Genomic DNA, 24,660 nt, shown 5'->3' on the forward strand with positions numbered 1-24,660 from the left:
CTCAGACGCCATAGCCCATCATCTTCAGCAGCCGCTGGGCATGCAACACAGCATCCTGACGGTGAGCAACCCCCAGCTTCTGATACAAATTACGGATATGCGTTTTAATGGTGGTTGCCGCTACGGCGAGCTCACCGGCGATCTGCTCATTACTATAGCCTGAGTAAATAAGCCCCAAAACCTGCCACTCTCGCTGGGTTAACGGACTGGTACGGATAAGTTCCGGCACTTCCGGATGGTTCAGTAAACGTTCAACGAAGTTCTCATCAAAATGGGCGAACTTATGCCGGTGATGTTGGTTGATGTCGCGCAGAATACGCTGCGCGCGGTGCTGGTCCAGCTCCGGCAATGTGTTGAGTTGAATAAGCTGACGCAATTGCTGCGCCATCGCCTCGCCCTCTATGACAAAATGGCTGATAAACCCGGTGCGGTTGGCAAGCTGCAGCGCCTCAAGTAGCACACGCTGTGCGTCGTTTTTGCGTCCGGACTGCCAGTACAGCTGATTCAGTAACAGCAGGTTGCGATTCAAATCGCTCATCAGGCGCAGACTGCGGGCGTTCTCGTTAAGCTCTTCGAGGACCATTTCGGCCGGATCGAAATCACCGAGCAGAATTTGCGCTCTGGCGATATTACGCCACTGCCCTTGCAGGAAATGGTTATTAGCGAACTCCGGTTTAGGTGTCTGGCGAAGCCACTGTGCTGCGGATTTGCGATCCCCTGTCATGTTCCAGTAAATCACCCGAACCTTATCGGCGTTCGATACCCAATCGCTGTGATACTGACCGTTACCCAGCAAGTTTTCCAGACGATGCAAATGCGCGCGCGCGTTATCCAAATCGCCTCTTGCCAGCGAGTTTTGAATCACCAGCGCCAGACACTGTAACTGTTGCTGCGGCTGGAAGGAGGCGAGAACCTCCATCCCCTGGCGGGCGGCGGCCTCAGATTCGTCAAGGCGTGCCCAGGCCCAGAGCAACTGCGAACGAATGCGCAGTAAGAATTCGTGCATCGGCAGTTGTTCAAGATGCTGTTCGCGTACCAGGACAAACCCTTTTTCCTGGGTCTCCCAGGCGGCCTGCAGGAAGCCTTGCGCAAAAAGAATTTCGCTTTGCTGAATCAGGCTCCATAAGGCGTAGTGCCACACGTCGTGGCGGCGCGCCATCTGTTCGGTTTGCTGCATTAACGCCAGGGAGTTGGTGAGTTGCCCTTTGCAGTGCAGCACTTCGCCATGTACCGATGTGGCGACAATACGGCTGTAGTAATTGGCGAGCGGCAGTTCGTCGAGAGCGACCATGGCCAGACGTTCCGCTTCGACGGCGTCACCATCATTGATCGCGACCTGCGCGCGCAACGCGTTGAAATCACCGTGCAGGGAGGCATCCATTCGGGTGGTCATCTCCTGCTCGGCACGGGCCAGCAAGGTATTCACTTCACTGTAGCGATGCTGGCTTTGCATCAGCCAGGCCTGTAGCAGAACCAGGCGAGGGTTTTCCAGCAGGCTTTCCCACGGCAGCGCTTTCAGCGATGCTTCCAGCAGGCTGAGTTCGCTGTGATTGAACAACCCCCAGGCGTGATGCAACAGGATATCCCGCAACATGATACCGTCGCCCGCGGCCAGTGCGTGATGAATGGCTTCGCTGGGGAAACCCTGTGCCATCCAGCTTTCTGCCGCCGCGCGATGAATTTCCGGTAGTTCAGTCGCCAGTTCCCACTGGCAGCGCTGGCGCAGGAAATTGCCGAACAGCGGGTGGTAGCTGAACCACTCGCCGGAGTCATCCATGCGCTGCAGGAATAGCCCCTGGCGCTCAATTTCTTCCAGCCGCATCTGACCATTTTCTTCGCCAGTGACACGGACAATCAGCGCATCGTTCATAGAGCGCAATAATGAGCTTTTCAGTAAGAACAGGCGCGTACTGGCATCCACATTATCCAGCACCTCATCCACAAGATAGTCGGACAGGTGGCTGGCGTTGATCCCCGCCAGACGGCGAGCGGATTGCTGCGCGGCGCTGTGATTCTGGCGTACGGAAAGGGCAATGAGTTGTAGCGCAGTGGCCCAGCCGGCAACGTCATCACACAGGCGGCTGCTCTCTGCCGCTTCGATGGGCGAGGTCAGGCGGCAATCGAAAAATTGCTTCGCTTCCTGATGATTAAAGGCCAGTTGATGGCTGCCGATCTCCAGCAGCTGTTCACGTACGCGCAGGTTGGCGATGCCTAACTGCGGTAAATTGCGCGACAGCACAATCAGCGTCAGGTTTTCTGGCTGATGGCGCAAGAAGAAGCGCATGGCTTCATGAATTACCGGGTTGGTGATGAGGTGGTAGTCATCAATCACCAGATAGAGCGCGCGTTGCCACTCTGCCAGTTCAATAAATAACTGGGCAAAGAGGGAGGAGAGGCTGGCGTACTGGCGTTTTTGCGCCATCACCTCACTGCTGACGCAATGCCCACCGGTGGCTTGCTGAATGGCCGCAATGAAATAGCTGGCAAAACGTTCCTGTTGGTTGTCGCCTTCATCCAGCGAAAACCAGCCGACGTCATTTTTACCGGAAGCCCATTGAGAAATGAGCGTTGTTTTTCCGTACCCTGCCGGGCTAGTGATCAGCGCAAGCCGAAAATTGTTCGCGCCGGAAAGTTTAGCCAGCAGACGCTCACGAACGACAGTATGGTCGAGGCGTACCGGGCGACTTAATTTAGACGGAATCAACATAGTTATCACTTCACTGTGAGGACATAGGGGAAAAACGATTTTTTTGCGCTTCGTAATTAATATAAATAAGGTCGGATAAATTCCGAATTATTGCAAGTTATGTCCGGATCTGACGATTGTGAATTTGCACTATGTCACATTTCTATTTGAGTTGTGAATAAAGAGACAGTAGCTGTGGCGAAAGGGCATGCAGCCCGATTTGCAGTAAGGCGGTTCAAAATAAGGCGAAATAGTTTTGCATGTTTTGGGGGCTTTAGTGGAATATTTCCCAAAATAGCGACGTAATGGCACAAATAGCAAAAGGCGAAATTATCATTTAAGAAAATATTATTTACTCAAATTATGTTGATGACGGGAGTGATAATTTCCCTGAAACAATATTTCATATTTTTGACTTTGTCCCCCGTCATCCCCCCTGTCAGTGAACGATGCGTTAACGTGTTTTTTCACGCCCCATGAGGCAGCAAATGCTTGAAAAATGCTTAAAAAAGCAGCTAAGTTAAGGTGGCAGAGATCACATTTTTCGCTCATCCCTGCTGCTCCTCCCCGTTGAATCCCTGGCAGGATGAGGACGTCATTTCATGAGCCTGGCACACTAGCGCTAACGTTGTTTTTTCAATTACAGGATCCGAATTCTCTATGTCAAAGCCCACGTTTAACAAAGCGCAATTTGAAGCGGCCCTGACGCGTCAGTGGCAGCATTTTGGCTTGCACGCCGCCCAGGAGATGACCTCTCGTCAGTGGTGGCAGGCCGTGAGCGGCGCGCTGGCGGAATTACTGGTGGCACAACCGCTGGCTAAGCCTGCGAAAAACCAGCGCCATGTGAACTACATTTCGATGGAATTTCTGATTGGCCGCCTGACGGGTAACAACCTGCTCAACCTCGGCTGGTATCAAGAGGTGAGCGATGTTCTGCAGGAAAGCGGTATCAATCTGAGCGATCTGCTGGAAGAAGAGACCGACCCGGCGCTGGGTAACGGTGGCTTAGGACGTCTGGCGGCTTGCTTCCTGGACTCTATGGCAACGGTAGGCCAGTCTGCTACCGGGTATGGCCTGAACTATCAGTACGGTTTGTTCCGTCAGTCTTTTGACGATGGTCAGCAGAAAGAGGCGCCAGATGACTGGCAGCGTCGCAGCTACCCCTGGTTCAGCCATAATGCGCAATTGAACGTGCAGGTGGGCATTGGCGGCAAAGTGAGTAAAGACGGACACTGGACACCGGGCTTTACGATTGTCGGCGAAGCCTGGGATTTACCGGTCCTGGGTTATCGTAACAGCGTGGCACAGCCGCTGCGCCTGTGGCAGGCGACCCATGCACACCCGTTCGATCTGACCAAATTCAACGACGGTGATTTTCTGCGTGCCGAGCAGCAGGGCATTGATGCAGAAAAACTGACCAAGGTGCTCTATCCGAATGACAACCACCAGGCGGGCAAGAAGCTGCGTCTGATGCAGCAATATTTCCAGTGTGCCTGCTCCGTGGCGGATATTCTGCGTCGTCACCATCTGGCCGGACGCAAAATCGCCCAGTTACCTGACTTTGAAGTTATCCAGCTTAACGATACGCATCCGACTATTGCGATCCCGGAAATGCTGCGCGTACTGATTGATGAACATCAACTGAGCTGGGATGACGCCTGGGCTATTACCAGTAAAACCTTCGCCTACACCAACCATACGCTGATGCCGGAAGCACTGGAGTGCTGGGATGAAAAACTGGTAAAAGCGCTGCTGCCTCGCCACATGCAAATCATCAAACAGATTAACGATCGCTTTAAGGTACTGGTTGAGCAAACCTGGCCTGGCGATGAGGACGTGTGGGCGAAACTGGCGGTGGTGCACAACAAGCAGGTTCGTATGGCCAACATGTGTGTCGTTGGCGGCTTCGCAGTGAACGGCGTTGCGGCGTTGCACTCCGATTTAGTCGTCAAGGATCTGTTCCCGGAATATCACCAACTGTGGCCAACGAAATTCCACAATGTCACTAACGGTATTACGCCGCGTCGCTGGATCAAACAGTGCAACCCGGCGCTGGCGGCATTGCTGGATAAATCGCTGAAAAATGAGTGGGCGAACGATCTCGACCAGTTGATTAATCTGGAGAAATTTGCCGACGACGCGAAATTCCGCGCGCAATATCGTGCCATCAAACAGGAAAATAAGGTGCAACTCGCGGCCTTCGTCAAGGCGCGTACCGGCATTGAGATCAATCCGCATGCGCTGTTCGATATTCAAATCAAACGTCTGCATGAATACAAACGCCAACATCTGAACCTGCTGCATATTGTGGCGCTGTATAAAGAGATTCGCGAAAATCCGCAGGCAGACCGCGTACCACGCGTATTCCTCTTCGGCGCGAAGGCCGCGCCGGGCTATTACCTGGCAAAAAATATCATTTACGCCATCAATAAAGTGGCCGAGGTAATCAATAACGATAAGACGGTGGGCGATAAGCTGAAAGTGGTTTTCCTGCCGGATTATTGCGTCTCGGCGGCAGAACGTCTTATCCCGGCGGCAGATGTATCCGAACAAATTTCTACCGCAGGTAAAGAAGCTTCTGGTACCGGCAATATGAAACTGGCGCTGAACGGTGCGCTTACCGTCGGTACCCTTGATGGCGCCAACGTCGAGATTGCTGAGCAGGTTGGCGATGAAAACATCTTCATCTTCGGTCATACCGTGGAAGAGGTGAAGGCGCTGAAAGCCAAAGGCTACGATCCGGTGAAATGGCGTAAGAAAGATAAGCTGTTGGATGCGGTGCTCAAAGAACTCGAGAGTGGCAAGTACAGCGGGGGCGACAAACATGCGTTCGACCAGATGCTGCACAGCATCGGTAAGCAGGGCGGCGATCCTTATCTGGTTCTGGCGGATTTCGCCGCCTACGTCGACGCGCAAAAACGGGTAGATGCGCTCTATCGTGATGAAGACGCCTGGACCAGGGCTACAATATTGAATACCGCACGTTGCGGCATGTTCAGTTCGGATCGTTCGATCCGTGATTACCAAACCCGTATCTGGCAGGCAAAACGCTAAGGAAACGCCATAGTGAGCAAACGTCTTGATAATGCCGCGCTGGCGGCGGGAATTAGCCCGGATTACATCAATGCGCATGGCAAACCACAGTCTATTGGTGCGGAAACCAAACGACGTTTGCTTGACGCTATGCATGCCGTTACCGCGACGCCTGTCGCGGTAACGCCGGTCCCGAATGTACTGGTTCATACCCAGGGAAAGAAGAAGTCATTGCCGATTGAGGGAAACGGCACTTTCAACTGGATAATCACCACCGAAGATGGCCAGCAACATAAGGGCCAGGTCGACGCGGGGAAAAATCTCACCCTGCCAGCGAAGTTGCCGCAGGGATATCATACGCTGACCCTGCGTCAAGCTGAGCAGAGCTGGCATTGTCGCTTAATTGTCACTCCAAAGCGTTGTTATGAACCGCAGGCCCTGCTGGAAGGGAAAAAACTCTGGGGGGCTTGCGTACAGCTTTATACCTTGCGATCTGAACGTAACTGGGGGATCGGTGATTTTGGCGATCTGAAAGTTATGTTGGGCGAGGTGGGTCAGCGCGGTGGCGCGTTTATCGGTCTGAATCCCATTCATGCGCTTTATCCGGCCAATCCGGAAAGCGCCAGTCCGTACAGTCCCTCTTCTCGCCGCTGGCTGAATATCATTTATATCGATGTTAACGCGGTAGAAGATTTTCAGTTGAGCAAAGAAGCGCAGGCGTGGTGGAAACTCCCTACGACGCGCAAGGCGCTGGACGCCGCCCGCGATGCGGAGTTTGTCGATTACGCTGGCGTAACGGCCCTCAAACTGGCGGCATTACGCCTGGCCTGGTTGCAGTTTTCACAGCGTAAAGACGATGACGATTTACGCGCTGCGTTTCATGCCTTCGTGAAGGAAGAGGGGGAAAGTCTTTACTGGCAGGCGGCGTTTGATGCACTACATGCCAACCAGGTGAAAGAGGATCCGCTACGCTGGGGCTGGCCTGCCTGGCCGGCAGGCTTTCAGTCAACCGACAGCCCGGAGGTCAAAGCCTTTTGCGATAGCCATGCCGATGAAGTGAATTTTTACCTGTGGTTGCAGTGGCTGGCATATACGCAATTTGCCGAATGCTGGCAGGAGAGCCAGAGTCACCACATGCCAATTGGGTTGTACCGGGATCTTGCCGTGGGCGTTGCCGAAGGCGGTTCGGAAACCTGGTGCGATCGCGAGCTGTACTGCCTGAAAGCTTCTGTGGGCGCGCCGCCGGATATTCTCGGGCCGCTGGGGCAGAACTGGGGGTTGCCGCCCATGGACCCGCATATTATCGCCGCACGGGCGTACGAACCGTTTATCGAGTTGCTGCGCGCCAATATGAAAAGCTGCGGCGCGTTGCGTATCGATCATGTGATGTCGATGCTGCGCCTGTGGTGGATCCCGTATGGCGAAACGGCGGATCACGGGGCGTATGTGCAGTACCCGGTGGACGATCTGTTGTCGATCCTGGCACTGGAAAGTCAGCGTCATCAGTGCATGGTCATTGGCGAAGATTTGGGGACCGTTCCGGTGGAAATCGTCGGCAAGCTGCGCGACAGCGGCGTTTACTCCTACAAAGTCCTCTATTTTGAAAATGATCACGAGAAGCGCTACCGTTCCCCCAAAGCCTACCCGGCCCAGTCAATGGCGGTGGCGACGACTCATGATTTGCCGACGTTGCGGGGATACTGGGAAAGTGGCGACCTGACGCTGGGTAAGACTTTGGGTCTGTATCCGGATGAAGTGGTGCTGCGCGGGCTGTATCTCGATCGCGAACTGGCAAAACAAGGGCTACTGGATGCGCTTCACGCTCATGGCTGTTTGCCAAAACGGGTGGGGCATAAGGCTTCCCGTATGCCGATGAGTGCGGTGCTTAATCGTGGGATGCAGCGCTATATCGCTGACAGTAATAGTGCGTTACTGGGGCTACAGCCGGAAGACTGGCTGGACATGGCCGGGCCGGTGAACATTCCGGGCACCAGTTATCAGTACAAAAACTGGCGGCGTAAGCTCGCCGTGTCACTGGAGAAAATGTTTGCTGACGAGAACGTCAACAGGCTGATCAAAGACCTGGATAAACGCCGGAAAGCGGCAGCGAAGAAGTAAATACAACGAACCCGCCATTCGGCGGGTTCTCTTTTAACAGCCAGTTAAATGGTAGAACTTATACCACCATTCCCAGCAGCAGACAGCCAACCAGACCGCAGACGGAGATAATGGTCTCCAGTGCGGACCAGGACTTCATGGTCTCCCCGATGGTCAGGTTGAAGTATTCCTTGAACAGCCAGAAGCCAGGATCGTTCACGTGAGAGAAAATCACGCTACCGGAACCCACTGCGATAACCATCAGCTCTGGGCTTACGCCGGTAGTGGCAATCAGCGGTGCGACAATCCCGCCTGCGGTAATGGCTGCAACGGTTGCAGAACCCAGGGCGATACGCAGTACGGCGGCAATTGACCATGCCATAAAGATTGGTGAGATATTGGTTTCATGCATCAGTGACGCGATGTATTTATCCACGCCGCTATCCACCAGAACCTGCTTGAATGCGCCGCCACCGCCGATGATCAGCAGCATCATGGCAATGATTTTGATTGAGCTGGTCAGCGTCTCGTTGATGTCGTCCATGGAACGACCACGGTTCAGGCCGAAGGTGAAGACCGCAATCAGCACCGCAATTAAGGTCGCCATCACCGGATCGCCGAAGAACTCAGCGTAAGGCAGAATCGCATGACCTTTCGGCAACAGCATCTCAGCTACCGCACGCAGGGCCATCAGCACCACTGGCACCAGAGAGGTCCAGACGCTGACGCCAAAGCCCGGCATTTCTTCTTCGGTAAATGTTTTCTTATTGTACAGACCTTCCGGAATCGGCTTGTCGATGCCTTTCAGGAAACGGGCGTAGACCGGGCCGGCCAGTATAACGGTCGGGATACCGAGCAGCGTACCGTAGAGCAGGGTTTTGCCCATATCCGCATGGAAAATAGTGGCGATAGCGGTCGGGCCAGGGTGCGGAGGCAGGAAGCCGTGGGTAACGGAAAGCGCGGCCGCCATCGGGACACCCACATACAGCAGTGGGATACGGGCTGCTGCTGCGATAGTGAAAACCAGCGGCAGTAACAGAACAAAGCCCACTTCATAGAACAGCGCGAACCCCACGGTGAAGCCGGTCAGTACGACGGCCCACTGAATGTGTTTTTCGCCAAATTTCGCAATCAGCGTGGTGGCGATGCGTTGTGCGCCGCCGCAGTCCGCCAGCAGTTTACCCAGCATGGCGCCGAAGCCCATGATCAGCGCAAGGCTGCCCAGCGTTCCGCCCACACCGGCTTTGATAGATTTGATGACTGCGTCCAGAGGCATGCCCTGCATCATACCGACGGCGAGTGCCACCAGGATCAGGGCGATAAATCCGTTCAATTTGAAGCGGATCATTAATAACAACAACAAGACTACACCGATAGCAACGATGACTAATGGCATGATTTACCTGGCCTTAATTTGTTATGGGTAACGTCAGTTTTTCAGCGGTTATTACAGGTTTTAGCCCTGTAAAACGAAGCGCTGGAGTACCGATATGCCTTACATCCCCTTTTTAAAAGGATAGCCGGATGTTTTTTATATTTTGGGTACTGGCACAGATGATACGGGTAACATTCATCAAAAGAGAATCACCCGGTGGGTCAAAATTTGCGAAGTGAGATGCCGGTCATACTCCAGGCTGGAAATGAATGCAAAAAAGAGAGGCGTTTATACGTGGAGAGATACAGGTAACATGCTCTCCCGTATCGGGAGAGCATAAAGCAAGAAGGGGCTTAGTAGTAGGAGTGCTCGCCGCGCTGGTGTTCGGTGAGGTCGCGTACACCTTTCAGCTCCGGGAATTCGTTAAGCAGCTGCTTTTCGATCCCTTCTTTCAGCGTCACATCGACCATTGAACAACCGTTACAACCACCGCCAAACTGGAGGATAGCGTAACCTTCATCAGTAATTTCCATCAGCGTGACGCGGCCGCCGTGGCCTGCCAGTTGCGGGTTAATCTGCGATTGCAGCAGATATTCAACACGTTCCATCAGCGGCGCGTCTTCGGACACTTTACGCATCTTCGCGTTGGGGGCTTTCAGGGTAAGCTGGGAGCCCAACTGGTCAGTGACAAAATCAATTTCCGCATCTTCCAGGTATGGTGCACTCAACTCATCGACATAGGCGGTCAGTTGTTCAAATTTCAGGGCGGTGTCAGTTGCTTCCACTGCATCTGGCGGGCAATAAGAGACGCCGCATTCAGCGTTTGGCGTGCCTGGGTTAATCACAAATACGCGGATTTGTGTCCCTTCTTCCTGATTTGCCAGCAGTTTAGCAAAATGCGCTTGCGCAGCGTCAGAGATACGGATCATAGCAATGGCCTAATAGTTGACTATTTTACTTGGTTATAATACGCCCATCATCGAGGGTCTACAAGGTTCGACAAAGGCACCATACCTGAACAGACGCCGCGCCGTTGCGCAGGAGCAACCGACTTATTTCCCCGACAGTGCTGCCGGTCGTGACGACATCATCCACGATAACCATATGGAGTCCCTGTACGGGCAATTCAAGGCGAAAGGCATTTTTCAGGTTGCGCTTGCGTAACCGGGCGCTGAGATGATGTTGTATGGACGTGGCCCGAATGCGGGTAATGGCGCTCTGTTCATAGCGACAGCCAAGCCAGTGGTCAAGTGCGCGACAGAGCAGGTCACTTTGGTTATATCCTCTGCGCCACTGGCGATGCTGATAGAGCGGTACGCTGATAAGCATATCGGGCTTTTGCCACATCGGTGCCCGGCGGGCATTAATGACCGCCAGTATCAGCAGGCGTGCCAGCGCTTTTGCCATTTCGGGACGTCGCACAAATTTGAACTGGTGCACCAGCATACTCAATGGCAATGCGTAATCGCTGACCGCCACCAGACGCTGCCATGGCGGCGGTTTTTGCAGGCATCTGCCGCAAGGCAATGTCTGGCTCGCTGCAGGCAAACCACAGCACGGGCAAACGGAAAGGGGAGCAACCACCGCCCGGGTGCAGCAGGAGCACAATCCCCAGTGCGTTATCGCCAGCGGCATTCGACATAGCCAGCATAAGCCCGGCACTGTTAGCATGTTCACCCTCCCTGTTTTAAGCAAGAGAACGATAACTGATGAACAACATCTGGTGGGAAACCAAAGGCGAAGGAAATTGCCATCTTGTGCTGCTGCACGGATGGGGGCTGAACGCGCAGGTCTGGGATTGCATTGTGCCGCAGCTAAGCTCGCAATTTACACTGCATCTGGTGGATCTGCCGGGTTACGGGCGCAGTAGCGGATTTTCGGCAATGACATTGCAGGAGATGGCAGAGCGCGTATTGGCGCAGGCGCCGCAGCGCGCCATCTGGCTGGGCTGGAGCCTCGGCGGGCTTGTCGCAAGCAAGATTGCGCTTCTTGCCCCTGAGCGTGTCAGCGGACTGGTGACGGTCGCATCATCCCCTTGTTTTAGCGCGCAGGATGAATGGCCTGGCATCAAACCGGATGTGCTGGCCGGTTTCCAGCAACAGCTCAGCGAGGATTTTCAACGTACGGTCGAGCGTTTTCTGGCCCTGCAGACGATGGGTACAGATACGGCCCGTCAGGATGCGCGTCAGCTTAAGCAGGCGGTATTGTCGTTACCAATGCCCTCGCCAGAGGTGCTGAACGGCGGGCTGGAGATTCTGAAAACAGAAGATCTGCGTGAAGCGCTGGTCGGGCTGGACATACCCTTCTTGCGGCTTTACGGACGCTTAGATGGGCTGGTTCCGCGTAAAATTGTCGCCACCCTGGATGCGTGCTGGCCGCAAAGCCAGTCGCTGATATTTCCGAAGGCCGCCCATGCGCCTTTTATTTCCCACCCTGAGGATTTCTGTAGCGCTTTGATGAATTTTAATAATTTCGCCAGGTAATTATTGCGCCACCTGGAAAAAATGCCGCTTAACGACAATACTCAGAGCGTTGCTGCGGTTGGCTTATCTTTTTTACCGCAGCATCACAATCTAAAAAACCCGAGGAGAATCAAGTCTATGAAACTTGTTACAGGTATTGTTACATCTCTGGTGATTGGCTCCCTGTCGTTTGGCGTGATGGCGGCAAAGGAACTCGAAAAAGATAAGGTCGCGGGTATGAATCTGACGAAAGTCGGGACGATTAGCACGTCAGATACCTCGGCACCGATGGACGCGAAAAAAGAGCTGTCGAAAAAAGCGGATGAGCTGGGCGGCAAATATTTCGTCGTGACCAGTGGTCAGAAAAATGAAAAAGACATCCATGCCACGGCGGATGTCTATAAGTAATGTGATGAGCGGGTCGTCTGACCCGCTATCAGCATCCTGTCAGTGACCACCATTCACGCTCACAGGCCGATTTTCCTTCCGGGCATTTTTTACACTCGCCGCTGAGACAGCCATCCGCCTCTTCCTGAATACGTACCGCTTTGCCCATGGCTTCCATGCGCGACAGCATGGCATCGGCCATGGGTCGGGAGAGATGCAGCGCGTTACAGAGCTGGCTGATTTCCATCCGGCCCTGTAAAGCAAGCATATCGCGAACCTCAATTAACGATGCCATGTTTCATCTCCTCAGTGGCAGTCGCCCGCCGGGCTTTCACAGCAACTGGCCACGGTTTTACGGCTGGCCAGTAGATTGACATCCACGCGACTTCTGGCGCGACGCAGACCACCAATCACGACGACGTTGAACAGGATCACCGCAAGAATACAGGTGAGGCTGAAAACCGGGTGCTCATGAAAACTCACGATCTGATAGAACAGGGTGGCAAGTGAATACGCGATATTCAGCCCCCACAGTACGGAGAATCCCATCCAGCCACGGCTTGATTCACGGGCGATGGCGCCCATGACGGAAATACATGGGGTATAAAGCAGAACGAAAATCAGGTAACTGTAGGCCGCCGCGGCGCTGCCGAATTTCTCACTCATGACGCCCATGGTACCTTCTGCCATCTCGCCGTCGCCTTTGCTGGCCTCAATCGGGTTTGCCAGGACGCTCAGGCTAAAGGTGTTTTTCAGGCTGGTCCAGGTCTCGTTGAGCGCGGCGATCAGTTCATCGCTGAGACGGTATTCTGCTGGATTGAAATCCGCTTTCTGAATATGTTCAGCGGTATAAAGAGAGTTCAGTGTCCCGACCACCACTTCTTTCGCCATGGCTCCCGTCACCAGACCAACAGTCGCCTGCCAGTGATCGCCGTGCACGCCAATCGGTTCCAGTATGGGAGTAAAGACGCGGCTGATTGATGCCAGCGCGGAATCGTTAATGTTATCGACCGTTTTACCGCTCAACGAGAAGCTGTTGAGGGCACTGAGGAAAATGCTCACGACCACAATGACTTTACCGGCACGAAGCACAAACCCTTTCAGGCGCTGCCACGTCTGCAACACCAGACTTTTCAGGTGCGGCACGTGGTAGACCGGCAGTTCCATAATGAACGGTGACGCTTCGCCGCGCATGATGGTGTGTTTCAGCATCAGACCGGTAAGGATTGCCATCACAATGCCCAGCACGTACAGAGAAAAGACCAGTAACGCCCCCTGCTGGCCGAAGAAGGCCGCCGCAAAGACAGCGAAGATGGCCAGACGCGCACCGCAGGACATAAATGGCGCCATCATCATGGTCATCAGGCGTTCACGTGGCGCATCAAGGGTTCTTGCCCCCATCACCGAGGGGACATTACAGCCAAAACCGACAATCAGCGGCACGAAGGATTTACCCGGCAGCCCCAGCGCCTGCATTAGACGATCCATGACGAAGGCCGCACGTGCCATATAGCCGGAGTCTTCAAGGAACGAGAGAAACAGGTACATCATGCCGATTTGCGGTACCAGCGGCAGTACCGTGTTGATACCCCCACCCAGACCCTGGGCGAGGAAAACGGTCAGCCATTCCGGGAAATGCAGCGTGTAGCCCAGCCACTGGATACCGTGGACGAAAATCGCTACGGAGCCTGCATCAAAAATCGGCTGTAACGCGCCGCCAATGTTAATCGCGAGCAGGAACATCAGGTACATCACAAACAGGAAAATCGGCAAACCGAGGAAGCGGTTCAGAATGATACGATCGACGGCTGCCGTAAACTGGCTGGATTCCGCCGTCAGGGTGTTACTGACCGCCTCGCAAATCGCGGCAATGGTTTGATATCTGGCATCCGCGATATGCAACGCCGGATCATCGATTTCATCCTGCAGGCGTGCCAGCGAAATATCCAGCTTAAGGGCGGCGTCACCGGCGTAGGCGCGGCTGTAGATATCGCCTTCCAGCATTTGCAGGCCAAGCCAGCGACGTTGTTGCACGGGCATATCCGCGGCCATGCTTTGTGCCAGCGCATCCGCTTCGCGCGACAGCGGCTGCGCATAGTGCACAAGCTCGATTTGTCCGTTTTTCTGGTGACGATCCAGCGCGATTTTTAACGCGTCAATGCCGCGACCCCGTGTCGAGACCAGCGGAATGACCGGACAGCCGAGGCGAGCGGAGAGGGCGTCGATATCAATACGGACTTTTTGTTTCTCGGCAATATCCAGCATATTCAGCGCCACCACGCACGGAATACCCAGTTCCAGCAACTGCAACGTGAGATAGAGGTTACGCTCGAGGTTAGAGGCATCCACGACATTAATCAGGATGTCCGCATCGCCACTCAGAATGTAGTGACAGGCAATTTGCTCATCCAGTGAAGTCTGTGACGAGATAGTGGTCAGCGAGTAAGTACCGGGCAAATCAACCAGCGTAACTTGATGGTCGGTGGTAGAGAATTGCCCCTCTTTGCGCTCAACCGTCACACCCGCCCAGTTCCCAACGCGCTGGCGTGCACCAGTTAACTGATTGAATAATGTGGTCTTCCCGGAATTAGGATTACCAATTAATCCCACGGTCAATTTTTTCATTGTGCTTCTCTCTCTTTCATGGCCGGGCCATTAGCGGGAAACGGCTTCCAGTTCCAGAAATGCGAGATCTTTCTTACGCAGGACCAGATTAACGCGCCGGGTTTCAATGTGAACAGGATCACCAAGGGGAGCTACGCGCACGACATTAAATGATGAGCCGGGCAACATGCCTAATGAGAGGAGTTTCTGGCGCCACGCCGGGCTGATTTCGCGAGAGAACCCCGTTATTTTCCACGCACTGTCAGGAGAGAATTGCATAGGACCTACTTATATGTATCGCAAACAACATTCCCACCATGCGCCAGTAAAGCGCATGAAACCAGATAGTTAGCCAGCACAGCAATGAGTGTTACTCCACTCATACAATGATAATGAGAATAGTTTTTATCATCACTATTAAACCGCGATATTGCACAAAGCGGAATCAAAATCCGAGCCATTGTTGATGTGGCTCAATATTTATGGTGTTTTGCATTTCACGTTTGCAATAAGAAATAAGAAGCCGCGAAGGGATGTTTAATTTATTCCACTAGCTTAAGGTTAAATTAATAATAAATATTTAAGAGATCATCTTGTTAACTAAAATATAACCAATGGAAAATTGGTTAATAATTTTGAAAATTAATACAGCGATTATTCAAAGAGATACTGACGGTAAAGAAATAACGTAATGTATCTGTCTGTTCGGATTTGAACATCAGGAAAGGAGAGTGCCCCCTCCCGAAGGAGAGGGCGAAGGGCTTAACGTTTTTTCCCCATGGCGGCGGCCAGCGCATCCATCATCGCGCTGTTGCCGGCAGGCTGCGTATCGCGTCCACGTGGTTTAGCCGGACGGGCGGCAGGGCGATTGCCTGCCTCGCGAGCGCTGCTGTTACCACGCCGTGAATTGCTCTCTCCAGGCTGCTCATCCAGGCGCATGGTCAGCGCAATACGTTTGCGTTGCAGGTCCACTTCCAGCACTTTAACTTTGACGATATCGCCCGCTTTCACCACGGTATGCGGATCTTCAACAAATTTATCGGCGAGCGAAGAGATGTGTACCAGACCATCCTGATGCACGCCAATATCCACAAAAGCACCGAAGTTGGTGACGTTGGTTACCGCACCTTCGAGTACCATACCCGGCAGCAGATCATTCATCGTTTCAACACCGTCAGCAAACTGCGCGGTTTTGAACTCCGGACGCGGGTCACGGCCCGGTTTTTCCAGCTCTTTGATGATGTCAGTGACGGTCGGTACGCCGAAACGTTCGTCGGTAAAGTCTGACGCTTTCAGGGATTTTAGCCCGTTGCTGTTGCCCATCAGATCGCGCAAAGACTGCTCCGTCGCCGCCAGAATACGTTCCACAACCGGGTAGGCTTCCGGATGCACGGTAGAGGCATCGAGCGGATTATCACCATGATTGATACGCAGGAAGCCCGCGCACTGCTCAAAGGCTTTTGGTCCCAGTCGGCTGACTTTTAACAGCTGTTGACGATTCTGGAACTGGCCGTTTTCATCACGCCAGGCGACGATATTTTGCGCCATCATGCGGGTTAAACCGGCAACGCGAGTCAGTAAGGGAACAGAAGCGGTGTTCAGGTCCACGCCGACGGCGTTCACACAGTCTTCGACTACCGCGTCCAGTTTGCGCGCCAGTTGAGTCTGGCTGACATCGTGCTGATACTGGCCGACACCAATCGATTTCGGATCGATTTTCACCAGTTCTGCCAGCGGATCCTGCAAACGACGGGCGATAGAGACCGCGCCTCGCAGGGAAACATCAAGTTCCGGGAACTCCTGCGCCGCCAGCTCGGAGGCGGAATAAACGGATGCGCCGGCCTCGCTGACAATCACCTTCTGGGCGGTCACTTTCGGGAACTGCTTCTGCACGTCCAGGAAGAAACGTTCGGTTTCACGCGATGCTGTTCCGTTACCGATAGCGACCAGTTCAACGTTGTGTTTTTCGCACAGTGCGGCGACCGCCACAGCGGCTTTTGCTGCCTGGCCGGTATGGGGGTAAATGGTGTCAGTGGCGACCAGCTTGCCAGTGCCATCGACAACGGCGACTTTCACGCCAGTACGCAGACCCGGATCGAGACCCATGGTCGCGCGCAGCCCCGCTGGGGCGGCCATCAGAAGGTCATGCAGATTGCGGGCGAAGACGTTGATCGCCTCGTCTTCCGCGCGCTCACGCACGGTGCCCATCAGTTCGGTTTCCAGATGCATCAGCACTTTAATACGCCAGGTCCAGCTGACAACACCTTTGCGCCAGCTGTCTGCCGGGGCGTTGTTCAGGCGCAGGCCGAGGTGATCCTGAATAATTTGTTCGCAATGGCTCTCTTTTGGCGGCTCATCAAACTGCGGATCGGCATTCAGAGAGAGCTGCAAGACCCCTTCGTTGCGGCCACGGAACATAGCCAGCGCGCGGTGCGACGGTACGGTCGAGATCGGTTCGTGGTGATCGAAATAGTCACGGAATTTTGCGCCTTCCTCTTCCTTACCACCGATCACTGTGGCAACCAGGTGGGCGTTTTTCCACAGATAATCACGCACTTTCGCCAGCAACTGTGCATCTTCGGCAAAGCGCTCCATCAGAATGTAGCGTGCGCCATCCAGTGCAGCTTTGGTATCGGCAACGCCTTTGTCGGCATCGAGGTATTTTGCAGCTTCGCTTTCCGGGTCGTGTGAAGGGTCGTTCCACAGCAAATCCGCCAGCGGCTCCAGGCCTGCTTCAATGGCGATTTGCCCACGGGTACGGCGCTTAGGTTTGTACGGTAAATACAAATCTTCGAGTTCGGTTTTACTGAGCGTGCCGTTGATGGCTTTACTCAATTCATCGGTAAGCTTACCCTGCTCGCCAATCGACTTCAGGATGGCCTGGCGGCGTTCTTCCAGCTCACGCAAATAACCCAGGCGAGTTTCCAGATTACGCAACTGCGTGTCATCCAGACCGCCGGTGACTTCTTTACGATAACGCGCGATAAACGGCACGGTGTTCCCTTCATCAAGCAGACGAACGGCAGCTTCTACCTGTTCGGATCTGGCCTGAAGTTCACCCGCAATAATGCGGCAGAGCGAATCATTCATCATTTCAATATCATCTTCTGAACAAAATCAGGGGATAGTTATACGGATTGAGACAGAAAAATGCCAGTCACGCCGGGGGCTCCCGGATAGTTCCTGGTGCGTTACTTCACATACTCGATTTCATTAACGTACCAGGTGGCTTCCCCGCCGGGCGTCTGTACCAGTGCGACATCGCCTACCTCTTTTTTCAGCAGCGCGCGCGCCATGGGGGAGTCGATGGAGATGTAGTCTTTGCGGCCAAAAATTTCGTCGTAACCTACAATGCGAAAACGTAATGTATTGCCATCGTCATTTTCGATTTCCACCCAGGCACCGAAGAAAACTTTGCCTTCCTGCTGGGGTGAGTAATCGACAATTTTCAGGTTTTCCAGGCATTTCGTCAGATAGCGAACGCGGCGGTCTATCTCACGCAGACGCTTTTTATTGTACTGGTAGTCGGCATTTTCACTGCGATCGCCGAGGCTTGCCGCCCAGGTGACTTTTTTGGTGACTTCCGGGCGCTCCTGACGCCAGAGAAAATCCAGTTCCTGCTTTAGCTTGTCGTAGCCTTCTCGGGTGATCAGGGGCGTTTTCATTTCGTGGCCTTATTTTTTCTCTGATTTCTTTACAAATCACCGCCCCTTAAGGTGCGGATTAATCATCATTTCTGTGATGCAATGTGCATATAAGCTGCTGTTAAATATGCTTTGTAACAATTTCGACTAGAATTTATACCAGATTTAGCTGGTCCTCGACGCGCACTTTTTTAGAATACGCACTCATAATTGTCGGAACCTTTGGGAGTAAAAACAATGCAAGAGAATTATAAGATTCTGGTAGTGGATGACGATATGCGCCTGCGCGCGCTGCTTGAGCGTTACCTTACCGAGCAGGGCTTCCAGGTTCGTAGCGTCGCTAACGCGGAGCAAATGGACCGCCTGCTGACCCGCGAATCATTCCACTTGATGGTTCTCGACTTAATGCTGCCGGGTGAAGATGGCCTGTCCATCTGCCGCCGCCTGCGTAGCCAGAGTAACCCGATGCCGATCATTATGGTGACGGCGAAAGGGGAAGAAGTTGACCGTATCGTTGGCCTCGAGATTGGTGCCGATGACTACATTCCAAAACCGTTCAACCCGCGTGAACTGCTGGCGCGTATTCGTGCGGTACTGCGTCGTCAGGCAAATGAATTACCTGGCGCGCCTTCGCAGGAGGAAGCGGTCATCGCCTTCGGTAAATTTAAACTTAACCTCGGGACCCGCGAGATGTTCCGCGAAGATGAGCCGATGCCGCTGACCAGCGGTGAGTTCGCCGTGCTGAAAGCGCTGGTGAGCCATCCGCGTGAGCCGCTGTCGCGCGATAAGCTGATGAACCTGGCGCGTGGTCGTGAATACTCCGCGATGGAGCGTTCTATCGACGTGCAAATCTCCCGCCTGCGTCGCATGGTGGAAGAGGATCCGGCTCATCCACGTTACATTCAGACCGTTTGGGGTCTGGGCTACGTCTTTGTGCCGGACGGTTCTAAAGCATGAGGCGAATGCGCTTCTCACCGCGCAGTTCTTTTGCCCGCACGCTGTTGTTGATCGTCACATTGCTGTTCGTCAGCCTTGTGACGACCTACCTCGTGGTGCTGAATTTCGCGATTTTACCCAGCCTTCAGCAGTTTAATAAGGTGCTCGCCTACGAAGTTCGTATGCTGATGACCGATAAACTGCAACTGGAGGACGGCACACAGCTGGTGGTTCCTCCGGCGTTTCGCCGCGAAATTTATCGCGAACTCGGCATCTCGCTCTATTCCAACGAAGCCGCAGAAGACGCAGGCCTGCGTTGGGCGCAGCATTATGAATTTTTAAGCCAGCAGATGGCGCAGCAACTGGGTGGTCCGACGGAAGTCCGCGTTGAGGTTAACAAGAGTTCTCCCGTTGTCTGGCTGAAAACCTGGCTGTCGCCCAATATCTGGGTGCGTGTGCCGTTGACGGAGATTCACCAGGGCGACTTCTCTCCACTGTTCCGCTATACGCTGGCTATTATGCTCCTGGCGATAGGGGGCGCATGGCTGTTTATCCGAATACAGAACCGACCGCTGGTGGACCTGGAACATGCTGCGCTAAAAGTAGGGAAAGGACATATTCCTCCGCCGTTGCGTGAATACGGTGCCTCCGAAGTGCGTTCTGTGACGCGCGCCTTTAACCAGATGGCGTCCGGGGTCAAGCAACTGGCGGATGACCGCACGCTGCTAATGGCGGGGGTTAGCCATGACTTACGTACGCCGCTCACGCGCATTCGTCTGGCCACAGAGATGATGGCCGAAGAAGATGGTTACCTGGCAGAGTCGATCAATAAAGATATCGAAGAGTGCAATGCCATCATCGAGCAGTTTATCGACTACCTGCGCACCGGGCAGGAGATGCCGATGGAAATCGCCGAATTAAACGCGGTACTGGGCGAAGTGGTGGCGGCTGAGAGTGGCTATGAGCGTGAGATTGATACGGCGCTTAATGACAGCGAAATCCTGGTTCGTATGCATCCACTTTCAATTAAGCGTGCCGTTGCCAATATGGTGGTGAACGCTGCCCGTTACGGCAATGGCTGGATCAAGGTCAGTAGCGGTACGGAGCTTAATCGTGCCTGGTTCCAGGTGGAGGATGATGGTCCCGGCATCAAGCCGGAGCAGCGTAAACATCTGTTCCAGCCGTTTGTCCGTGGCGACAGTGCGCGTAGTACCAGCGGTACCGGCCTTGGGTTGGCGATTGTGCAGCGTATTGTCGATAACCATAATGGATTACTGGAACTTGGTACCAGTGAGCGGGGCGGCTTGTCAATCCGTGCCTGGCTGCCGGTTCCCGTTACCCGCCTGAACACGCAGACGAAAGACAGCTAACAGAAAACCCGCCGTTCGGCGGGTTTTGTTTGGCTTGTGTTGGAAAGTTACAGCTTCGGTCCGGCACTCACCAGTGCGGCGCCCGCAGGGGTATCCGTATACTTCTCAAAGTTACTGACGAACAGTTTAGCCAACTGCGTTGCCTTCTCCTGCCACTGTTCCGGTGATGCGTAGGTATTACGCGGGTCGAGGATTTTTGTCTCCACGCCGGGCAAGGATGTGGGGATTGCCAGGTTAAACATCGGCAGGGTGAAGGTTTCGGCGTTATCCAGTTCACCATTCAGAATCGCATCGATAATCGCACGCGTATCTTTAATGGAGATACGTTTGCCGGTACCGTTCCAGCCCGTGTTTACCAGGTATGCCTGCGCCCCGACGGCCTGCATGCGTTTCACCAGCACTTCTGCATACTGTGTGGGGTGCAGCGACAGGAATGCCGCGCCAAAGCAGGCAGAGAAGGTCGGTGTAGGCTCCGTTACACCGCGCTCCGTGCCCGCCAGTTTTGCCGTAAACCCGGACAAGAAGTGGTACTGCGTCTGGTTTGCGGTAAGGCGGGACACTGGCGGCAACACGCCAAATGCGTCTGCGGTCAGGAAGATGACTTTTGTTGCATGCCCGGCTTTTGAAACGGGCTTAACGATGTTGTCGATGTGATAGATCGGATATGACACACGGGTATTTTCTGTTTTCGAGGCATCGTCATAATCGATGCTGCCGTCGGCGCGTACGCTAACGTTTTCCAGCAGAGCGTCCCGACGGATGGCGTGGAAAATATCCGGTTCCGCTTCCTCTGACAATCTGATGGTTTTGGCGTAGCACCCACCTTCGAAGTTGAAGACGCCATCGTCGTCCCAGCCATGTTCATCATCGCCAATCAGGCGGCGTTTCGGGTCGGTGGACAGGGTGGTTTTCCCGGTACCGGACAGCCCAAAGAAAATGGCGACGTCGCCTTTCTCCCCGACGTTTGCCGAGCAGTGCATTGATGCGATACCTTTCAGCGGCAAAAGGTAGTTCATCATGGAGAACATCCCTTTTTTCATTTCGCCGCCGTACCAGGTGCCGCCAATCAGTTGGATGCGTTCGGTCAGGTTAAATGCAACGAAGTTCTCTGAATTCATTCCCTGTTCTTTCCATAACGGGTTGGTGCATTTCGCCCCGTTCATAACAATAAAATCAGGTTTAAACTCAGCGAGTTCTTCGTTTGTCGGACGGATAAACATGTTCTTCACGAAGTGCGCCTGCCAGGCAACTTCGGTGACGAAGCGAACGGAAAGACGGGTATCCGGGTTGGCGCCACAGAAAGCGTCAATAATAAACAGTCGTTTACCGGAGAGTTGTTGCGTAACCAGCCCTTTCAGGTGTTGCCAGACTTCGGGCGAGAGCGGTTTGTTGTCGTTCTTGCCTTTGCCTTTATCAGACCACCAGACGGTGTCACGGGTGGTGTCATCACGGACAATGTATTTATCTTTTGGCGAACGGCCGGTGAATATACCGGTGTCGACGGCGACCGCACCAGAATTCGTCAATACTCCGCGCTCGTATCCTTCCAGGTCTGGACGGAGCTCTTCCTGATACAGCGTATCGTAGTCGGGGTTATAGACGATCTCCTGAACATCGTTGATACCATAAGCCTTGAGATCTTGCGGGGTTAATTCGTTAACGCGCATGTCACTACTCCTTAGCCAATATGTACTGCCTGAAATTGTAGGGGTGTTGCTCATTCCCTGACCGCGACGGGGCTCATAGATTTACGTATCCCGACAAACCCTGAATCGCGGAAAACGCTGTGACATGGGTCACGTGGCGACACAGTTTCTGGCAATAATAGCCAGAATAATCGAGAAAATGTCACTAAAGCGACGTAAAGCGATATTTTTAACGGCAGCTTTGTGACTGTAATCGCTTTCATGAAAGTAAATTACGTAAGACTTTCAGAAAACATTTTAGCGGAAACGTGACGCGCTATGCAAAAGTGCCACCATTAAGGCGGCACTTTTACTGGCGATTAAGGAAGGTCTTAATGTACCTGTGGGTCGGCAGGGGAAGCGTTGTTACGGATTTCAGCAATGTCCATGGCATTGAACAGATAGTGATTACCGCAGTAGTCGCAATGCATGTCGATCTCGCCTTCTTCGGCAATGATGCTGTCAACTTCTTCATCTGGCAGGGTTTTTAACGCGCCAGCGCAACGTTCGCGGGAACAGGTACATTTAAATTCCACATCCTGCGGGTCGTACAGAGTCACTTCTTCTTCGTGGTATAAACGCCACAGAACATCCTGCGCAGGGAGCGTAAGCAGCTCTTCTGCTTTGATCGTTTCAGTCAGCGTCGCCAGGTGTTCAAAATCCACCGCCTGCGTATCCTGAGCGGGTAAAACCTGCAGCAACATACCACCTGCGGCCGGAGCGCCATCCACATCCCCCGTACGGATGAACAAACGGGTGGGCAGCTGTTCAGAACGCAGGAAGTAATCTTCCAGGCAGGCTGCCAGCGTATCGCCTTCCAGACCAACGACACCCTGATAACGTTCACCTTCTTCAGGGGTAATGGTAATGACCAGGTAGCCATTGCCAACCAACGTTTTCAGATCAGCATCGTCAGCAATATCGCCCTGCACGCGCGCGACGCCGCGCATCTGCTGGCGGTTATTGCCGTTAATGACAGCCAGGCTCATTGGGCCATCGCCCTGTAGCTGAACGGTAATGTCGCCCGCAAATTTCAGGGTGGCAGTCAGCAGACTGGTCGCGACCAGCAGTTCGCCAAGAATGGTTTTAACGGGCTGCGGATAGCTATGGTTTTCCAGGATCTGCTTCCAGGTTTCGGAGACAGTTACCAGTTCGCCACGCACGGCATAGTTTTCGAACAGATAACGGTGTAATTGGTCATGTTGAGCCATAGTTTTCTCTCTTGCGGGTGCGCGTTACTCGCTGTCACCGTATTTAAATTTCATCAGGTCGCGGCGTTCTTTTTTATCCGGACGGCGATCGGGGTGCGGCATTGTAAGCGCATTCATCTTCCGTGCCAGCGCCATTTTTTCGCGCTTCGCTACGCTTTCCGCAGTCTCTTCATACATTTCGACGGCTTCTGCGGCGGGGCGGCGTTGTTCGGTAATCGCTTTAATAATCACCGTTCGTTCGTCATTACCCTGCCTGAGCGTCAGTGTGGCGTTCAGTTCGACGATTTTACTCGGCTTGCTGCGCTGGCCGTTGTAATGCACTTTGCCGCCTTCGATCATCTCGCGGGCTAATGCGCGTGTTTTATAGAAACGCGCGGCCCACAGCCATTTATCGAGGCGAACATCGGGTGCTGACTGTTCTTTCATTACCCCTCCTTCACGCTCAGTGAGGGAATCAGATGGCGATAATCATTCATGCCGGGATGACGTAGATAACTTTTCTCCGCCAGACCTGAATCCGGGTTGGTTACGCCAAGGCAGTAACGAATGCCAAATTTTGCGGCGGCATCCAGAATGGGTTCACTGTCGTCAATGAACAGCGTTCTTTCGGCGTTTAAGCCCGTCTCTTGCGCCACTGCTTGCCACAAACGCTGATCCTCTTTCGGATAACCAAATGTGTGGGTGGAAAGTAATAAATCAAGGTGCGATGCCAGCCCGGTATGCTCAAGTTTCACCGCGAGGTTATGCGGATGCGCATTGGTCAACAGAATGCGTCGCTTACCGCTTTTTTGCAGCGCATCAAGAAAAGGAACGGTATCTTCACGCAGCACAGCGCGCGGTCCCTGCTGCGTGGTCATCGCGCAGATATCCAGTCCTAAGCGTTCGCTCCAGTAATCCAGACAATACCAGTTTAGCGTATGCTGCACGGCATGATATTCCTGACGAAGAATGGCCTGAGCTTCTGCGGGCGTAATGCCTTTCTTTGCGCCAAACGTCTCCGGCACCAGTTTTTGCCAGAAATAATTATCAAAGGCGAGATCGAGCAGCGTACCGTCCATGTCCAGCAGAACGGTATCCACGCTCTGCCAGTCGATATCAAAATGCATAAGAAACTCCAGCCAGAAATAACGATGCGCGACAGGTTAACATACCCGGCGCGCATGACATTTA

The 24,660-nt window shown here is 53.6% G+C and carries 20 protein-coding genes; 6 read left to right on the plus strand and 14 right to left on the minus strand.

Annotated features, from left to right (window positions below; translation table 11 throughout):
* Position 1 precedes the first annotated feature (1 nt).
* Together malT and AB182_RS27310 are read right to left on the minus strand one after the other, a co-directional pair.
* Positions 2–2,707, minus strand: a complete 2,706-nt coding sequence (gene malT, locus AB182_RS27305) for an HTH-type transcriptional regulator MalT (RefSeq protein WP_047372812.1) — start codon at positions 2,705–2,707, stop codon at positions 2–4.
* Positions 2,708–3,034: 327 nt separating this feature from the next.
* Positions 3,035–3,238 (minus strand): hypothetical protein, encoded by a 204-nt coding sequence (locus AB182_RS27310; RefSeq protein WP_047372813.1) that lies wholly within the window; start codon positions 3,236–3,238, stop codon positions 3,035–3,037.
* A 108-nt stretch (positions 3,239–3,346) separates the two neighbouring features.
* Between AB182_RS27310 and malP the strand changes: the two genes are divergently transcribed.
* Positions 3,347–5,740 (plus strand): maltodextrin phosphorylase, encoded by a 2,394-nt coding sequence (gene malP / locus AB182_RS27315; RefSeq protein ID WP_047372814.1) that lies wholly within the window; start codon positions 3,347–3,349, stop codon positions 5,738–5,740.
* A 9-nt stretch (positions 5,741–5,749) separates the two neighbouring features.
* On the plus strand, positions 5,750–7,837 hold the full coding sequence (gene malQ / locus AB182_RS27320; protein WP_047372815.1) for a 4-alpha-glucanotransferase: 2,088 nt from the start codon (positions 5,750–5,752) through the stop codon (positions 7,835–7,837).
* A 58-nt stretch (positions 7,838–7,895) separates the two neighbouring features.
* On the opposite strand, the gene gntT is transcribed toward malQ, so the two are convergent.
* The 3 genes from gntT to gntX all read right to left on the minus strand — a co-directional run bounded on the left by gntT (position 7,896) and on the right by gntX (position 10,862).
* Positions 7,896–9,212 carry a gluconate transporter gene (gntT, locus tag AB182_RS27325; protein WP_041851370.1) on the minus strand — a complete coding sequence of 439 codons (1,317 nt, stop codon included), beginning with the start codon at positions 9,210–9,212 and terminating at the stop codon, positions 7,896–7,898.
* Between the two features lie 332 nt (positions 9,213–9,544).
* The gene (gene nfuA / locus AB182_RS27330) at positions 9,545–10,120 is read right to left on the minus strand and encodes a Fe-S biogenesis protein NfuA (RefSeq protein ID WP_041851371.1); all 576 of its coding nucleotides are present in this window, start codon (positions 10,118–10,120) and stop codon (positions 9,545–9,547) included.
* Between the two features lie 58 nt (positions 10,121–10,178).
* The gene (gene gntX / locus AB182_RS27335; protein ID WP_047372816.1) at positions 10,179–10,862 is read right to left on the minus strand and encodes a DNA utilization protein GntX; all 684 of its coding nucleotides are present in this window, start codon (positions 10,860–10,862) and stop codon (positions 10,179–10,181) included.
* A gap of 38 nt (positions 10,863–10,900) precedes the next feature.
* On the opposite strand from gntX, the gene bioH reads away from it, so the two are divergent.
* Positions 10,901–11,674, plus strand: a complete 774-nt coding sequence (bioH, locus tag AB182_RS27340; RefSeq protein ID WP_047372817.1) for a pimeloyl-ACP methyl ester esterase BioH — start codon at positions 10,901–10,903, stop codon at positions 11,672–11,674.
* Between the two features lie 117 nt (positions 11,675–11,791).
* Entirely contained in the window at positions 11,792–12,061 is a 270-nt protein-coding gene (locus AB182_RS27345) for a YdgH/BhsA/McbA-like domain containing protein (protein ID WP_047372818.1), read from the plus strand.
* Positions 12,062–12,089: 28 nt separating this feature from the next.
* On the opposite strand, the gene feoC is transcribed toward AB182_RS27345, so the two are convergent.
* The 5 genes from feoC to greB form a co-directional block, all read right to left on the minus strand.
* Positions 12,090–12,335 (minus strand): [Fe-S]-dependent transcriptional repressor FeoC, encoded by a 246-nt coding sequence (gene feoC, locus AB182_RS27350; protein ID WP_047372819.1) that lies wholly within the window; start codon positions 12,333–12,335, stop codon positions 12,090–12,092.
* Positions 12,336–12,346: 11 nt separating this feature from the next.
* Complete coding sequence (feoB, locus tag AB182_RS27355; RefSeq protein ID WP_047372820.1) at positions 12,347–14,665, minus strand: Fe(2+) transporter permease subunit FeoB; 2,319 nt, start codon at positions 14,663–14,665, stop codon at positions 12,347–12,349.
* A gap of 30 nt (positions 14,666–14,695) precedes the next feature.
* The gene (gene feoA, locus AB182_RS27360) at positions 14,696–14,923 is read right to left on the minus strand and encodes a ferrous iron transporter A (protein ID WP_047372821.1); all 228 of its coding nucleotides are present in this window, start codon (positions 14,921–14,923) and stop codon (positions 14,696–14,698) included.
* Between the two features lie 483 nt (positions 14,924–15,406).
* Positions 15,407–17,737 (minus strand): Tex family protein, encoded by a 2,331-nt coding sequence (locus AB182_RS27365; protein ID WP_047372822.1) that lies wholly within the window; start codon positions 17,735–17,737, stop codon positions 15,407–15,409.
* Between the two features lie 98 nt (positions 17,738–17,835).
* The gene (gene greB / locus AB182_RS27370; RefSeq protein ID WP_047372823.1) at positions 17,836–18,309 is read right to left on the minus strand and encodes a transcription elongation factor GreB; all 474 of its coding nucleotides are present in this window, start codon (positions 18,307–18,309) and stop codon (positions 17,836–17,838) included.
* A gap of 216 nt (positions 18,310–18,525) precedes the next feature.
* Here greB and ompR point away from each other — a divergent pair, with 216 nt between their 5' ends.
* Complete coding sequence (gene ompR, locus AB182_RS27375) at positions 18,526–19,245, plus strand: osmolarity response regulator transcription factor OmpR (protein WP_001157751.1); 720 nt, start codon at positions 18,526–18,528, stop codon at positions 19,243–19,245.
* Positions 19,242–20,594: a two-component system sensor histidine kinase EnvZ gene (gene envZ, locus AB182_RS27380; RefSeq protein ID WP_047372824.1), complete on the plus strand. Its 1,353-nt coding sequence runs from the start codon at positions 19,242–19,244 to the stop codon at positions 20,592–20,594. The genes ompR and envZ overlap by 4 nt, the downstream gene beginning before the upstream one ends.
* Before the next feature lie 47 nt (positions 20,595–20,641).
* On the opposite strand, the gene pckA is transcribed toward envZ, so the two are convergent.
* From pckA to yrfG, 4 genes are all read right to left on the minus strand, one after another.
* A complete protein-coding gene (gene pckA, locus AB182_RS27385; protein ID WP_047372825.1) occupies positions 20,642–22,261 on the minus strand; it encodes a phosphoenolpyruvate carboxykinase (ATP) in 1,620 nt (539 codons plus the stop codon).
* A gap of 350 nt (positions 22,262–22,611) precedes the next feature.
* Positions 22,612–23,490, minus strand: coding sequence for an Hsp33 family molecular chaperone HslO (hslO, locus tag AB182_RS27390; RefSeq protein WP_047372826.1), 879 nt, complete (start codon positions 23,488–23,490; stop codon positions 22,612–22,614).
* Between the two features lie 24 nt (positions 23,491–23,514).
* On the minus strand, positions 23,515–23,916 hold the full coding sequence (hslR, locus tag AB182_RS27395; RefSeq protein ID WP_041851383.1) for a ribosome-associated heat shock protein Hsp15: 402 nt from the start codon (positions 23,914–23,916) through the stop codon (positions 23,515–23,517).
* Positions 23,916–24,596, minus strand: coding sequence for a GMP/IMP nucleotidase (gene yrfG / locus AB182_RS27400; RefSeq protein WP_047372827.1), 681 nt, complete (start codon positions 24,594–24,596; stop codon positions 23,916–23,918). The genes hslR and yrfG overlap by 1 nt, the downstream gene beginning before the upstream one ends.
* Positions 24,597–24,660 lie beyond the last annotated feature (64 nt).

Origin of the sequence: Phytobacter ursingii (assembly GCF_001022135.1) — a bacterium.
GTDB lineage: Bacteria > Pseudomonadota > Gammaproteobacteria > Enterobacterales > Enterobacteriaceae > Phytobacter > Phytobacter ursingii.

What these genes read in the sequence shown, in the direction of transcription:
- gntX (WP_047372816.1), bottom strand. Translation starts at nt 10,862, where the DNA reads ATGCTAACAGTGCCGGGCTTATGCTGGCTATGTCGAATGCCGCTGGCG.
- yrfG (WP_047372827.1), bottom strand. Translation starts at nt 24,596, where the DNA reads ATGCATTTTGATATCGACTGGCAGAGCGTGGATACCGTTCTGCTGGAC.
- malP (WP_047372814.1), top strand. Translation starts at nt 3,347, where the DNA reads ATGTCAAAGCCCACGTTTAACAAAGCGCAATTTGAAGCGGCCCTGACG.
- AB182_RS27345 (WP_047372818.1), top strand. Translation starts at nt 11,792, where the DNA reads ATGAAACTTGTTACAGGTATTGTTACATCTCTGGTGATTGGCTCCCTG.
- hslO (WP_047372826.1), bottom strand. Translation starts at nt 23,490, where the DNA reads ATGGCTCAACATGACCAATTACACCGTTATCTGTTCGAAAACTATGCC.
- feoA (WP_047372821.1), bottom strand. Translation starts at nt 14,923, where the DNA reads ATGCAATTCTCTCCTGACAGTGCGTGGAAAATAACGGGGTTCTCTCGC.
- AB182_RS27365 (WP_047372822.1), bottom strand. Translation starts at nt 17,737, where the DNA reads ATGATGAATGATTCGCTCTGCCGCATTATTGCGGGTGAACTTCAGGCC.
- hslR (WP_041851383.1), bottom strand. Translation starts at nt 23,916, where the DNA reads ATGAAAGAACAGTCAGCACCCGATGTTCGCCTCGATAAATGGCTGTGG.
- envZ (WP_047372824.1), top strand. Translation starts at nt 19,242, where the DNA reads ATGAGGCGAATGCGCTTCTCACCGCGCAGTTCTTTTGCCCGCACGCTG.
- greB (WP_047372823.1), bottom strand. Translation starts at nt 18,309, where the DNA reads ATGAAAACGCCCCTGATCACCCGAGAAGGCTACGACAAGCTAAAGCAG.
- AB182_RS27310 (WP_047372813.1), bottom strand. Translation starts at nt 3,238, where the DNA reads ATGAGCGAAAAATGTGATCTCTGCCACCTTAACTTAGCTGCTTTTTTA.
- gntT (WP_041851370.1), bottom strand. Translation starts at nt 9,212, where the DNA reads ATGCCATTAGTCATCGTTGCTATCGGTGTAGTCTTGTTGTTGTTATTA.
- feoC (WP_047372819.1), bottom strand. Translation starts at nt 12,335, where the DNA reads ATGGCATCGTTAATTGAGGTTCGCGATATGCTTGCTTTACAGGGCCGG.
- nfuA (WP_041851371.1), bottom strand. Translation starts at nt 10,120, where the DNA reads ATGATCCGTATCTCTGACGCTGCGCAAGCGCATTTTGCTAAACTGCTG.
- ompR (WP_001157751.1), top strand. Translation starts at nt 18,526, where the DNA reads ATGCAAGAGAATTATAAGATTCTGGTAGTGGATGACGATATGCGCCTG.
- bioH (WP_047372817.1), top strand. Translation starts at nt 10,901, where the DNA reads ATGAACAACATCTGGTGGGAAACCAAAGGCGAAGGAAATTGCCATCTT.
- pckA (WP_047372825.1), bottom strand. Translation starts at nt 22,261, where the DNA reads ATGCGCGTTAACGAATTAACCCCGCAAGATCTCAAGGCTTATGGTATC.
- feoB (WP_047372820.1), bottom strand. Translation starts at nt 14,665, where the DNA reads ATGAAAAAATTGACCGTGGGATTAATTGGTAATCCTAATTCCGGGAAG.
- malT (WP_047372812.1), bottom strand. Translation starts at nt 2,707, where the DNA reads ATGTTGATTCCGTCTAAATTAAGTCGCCCGGTACGCCTCGACCATACT.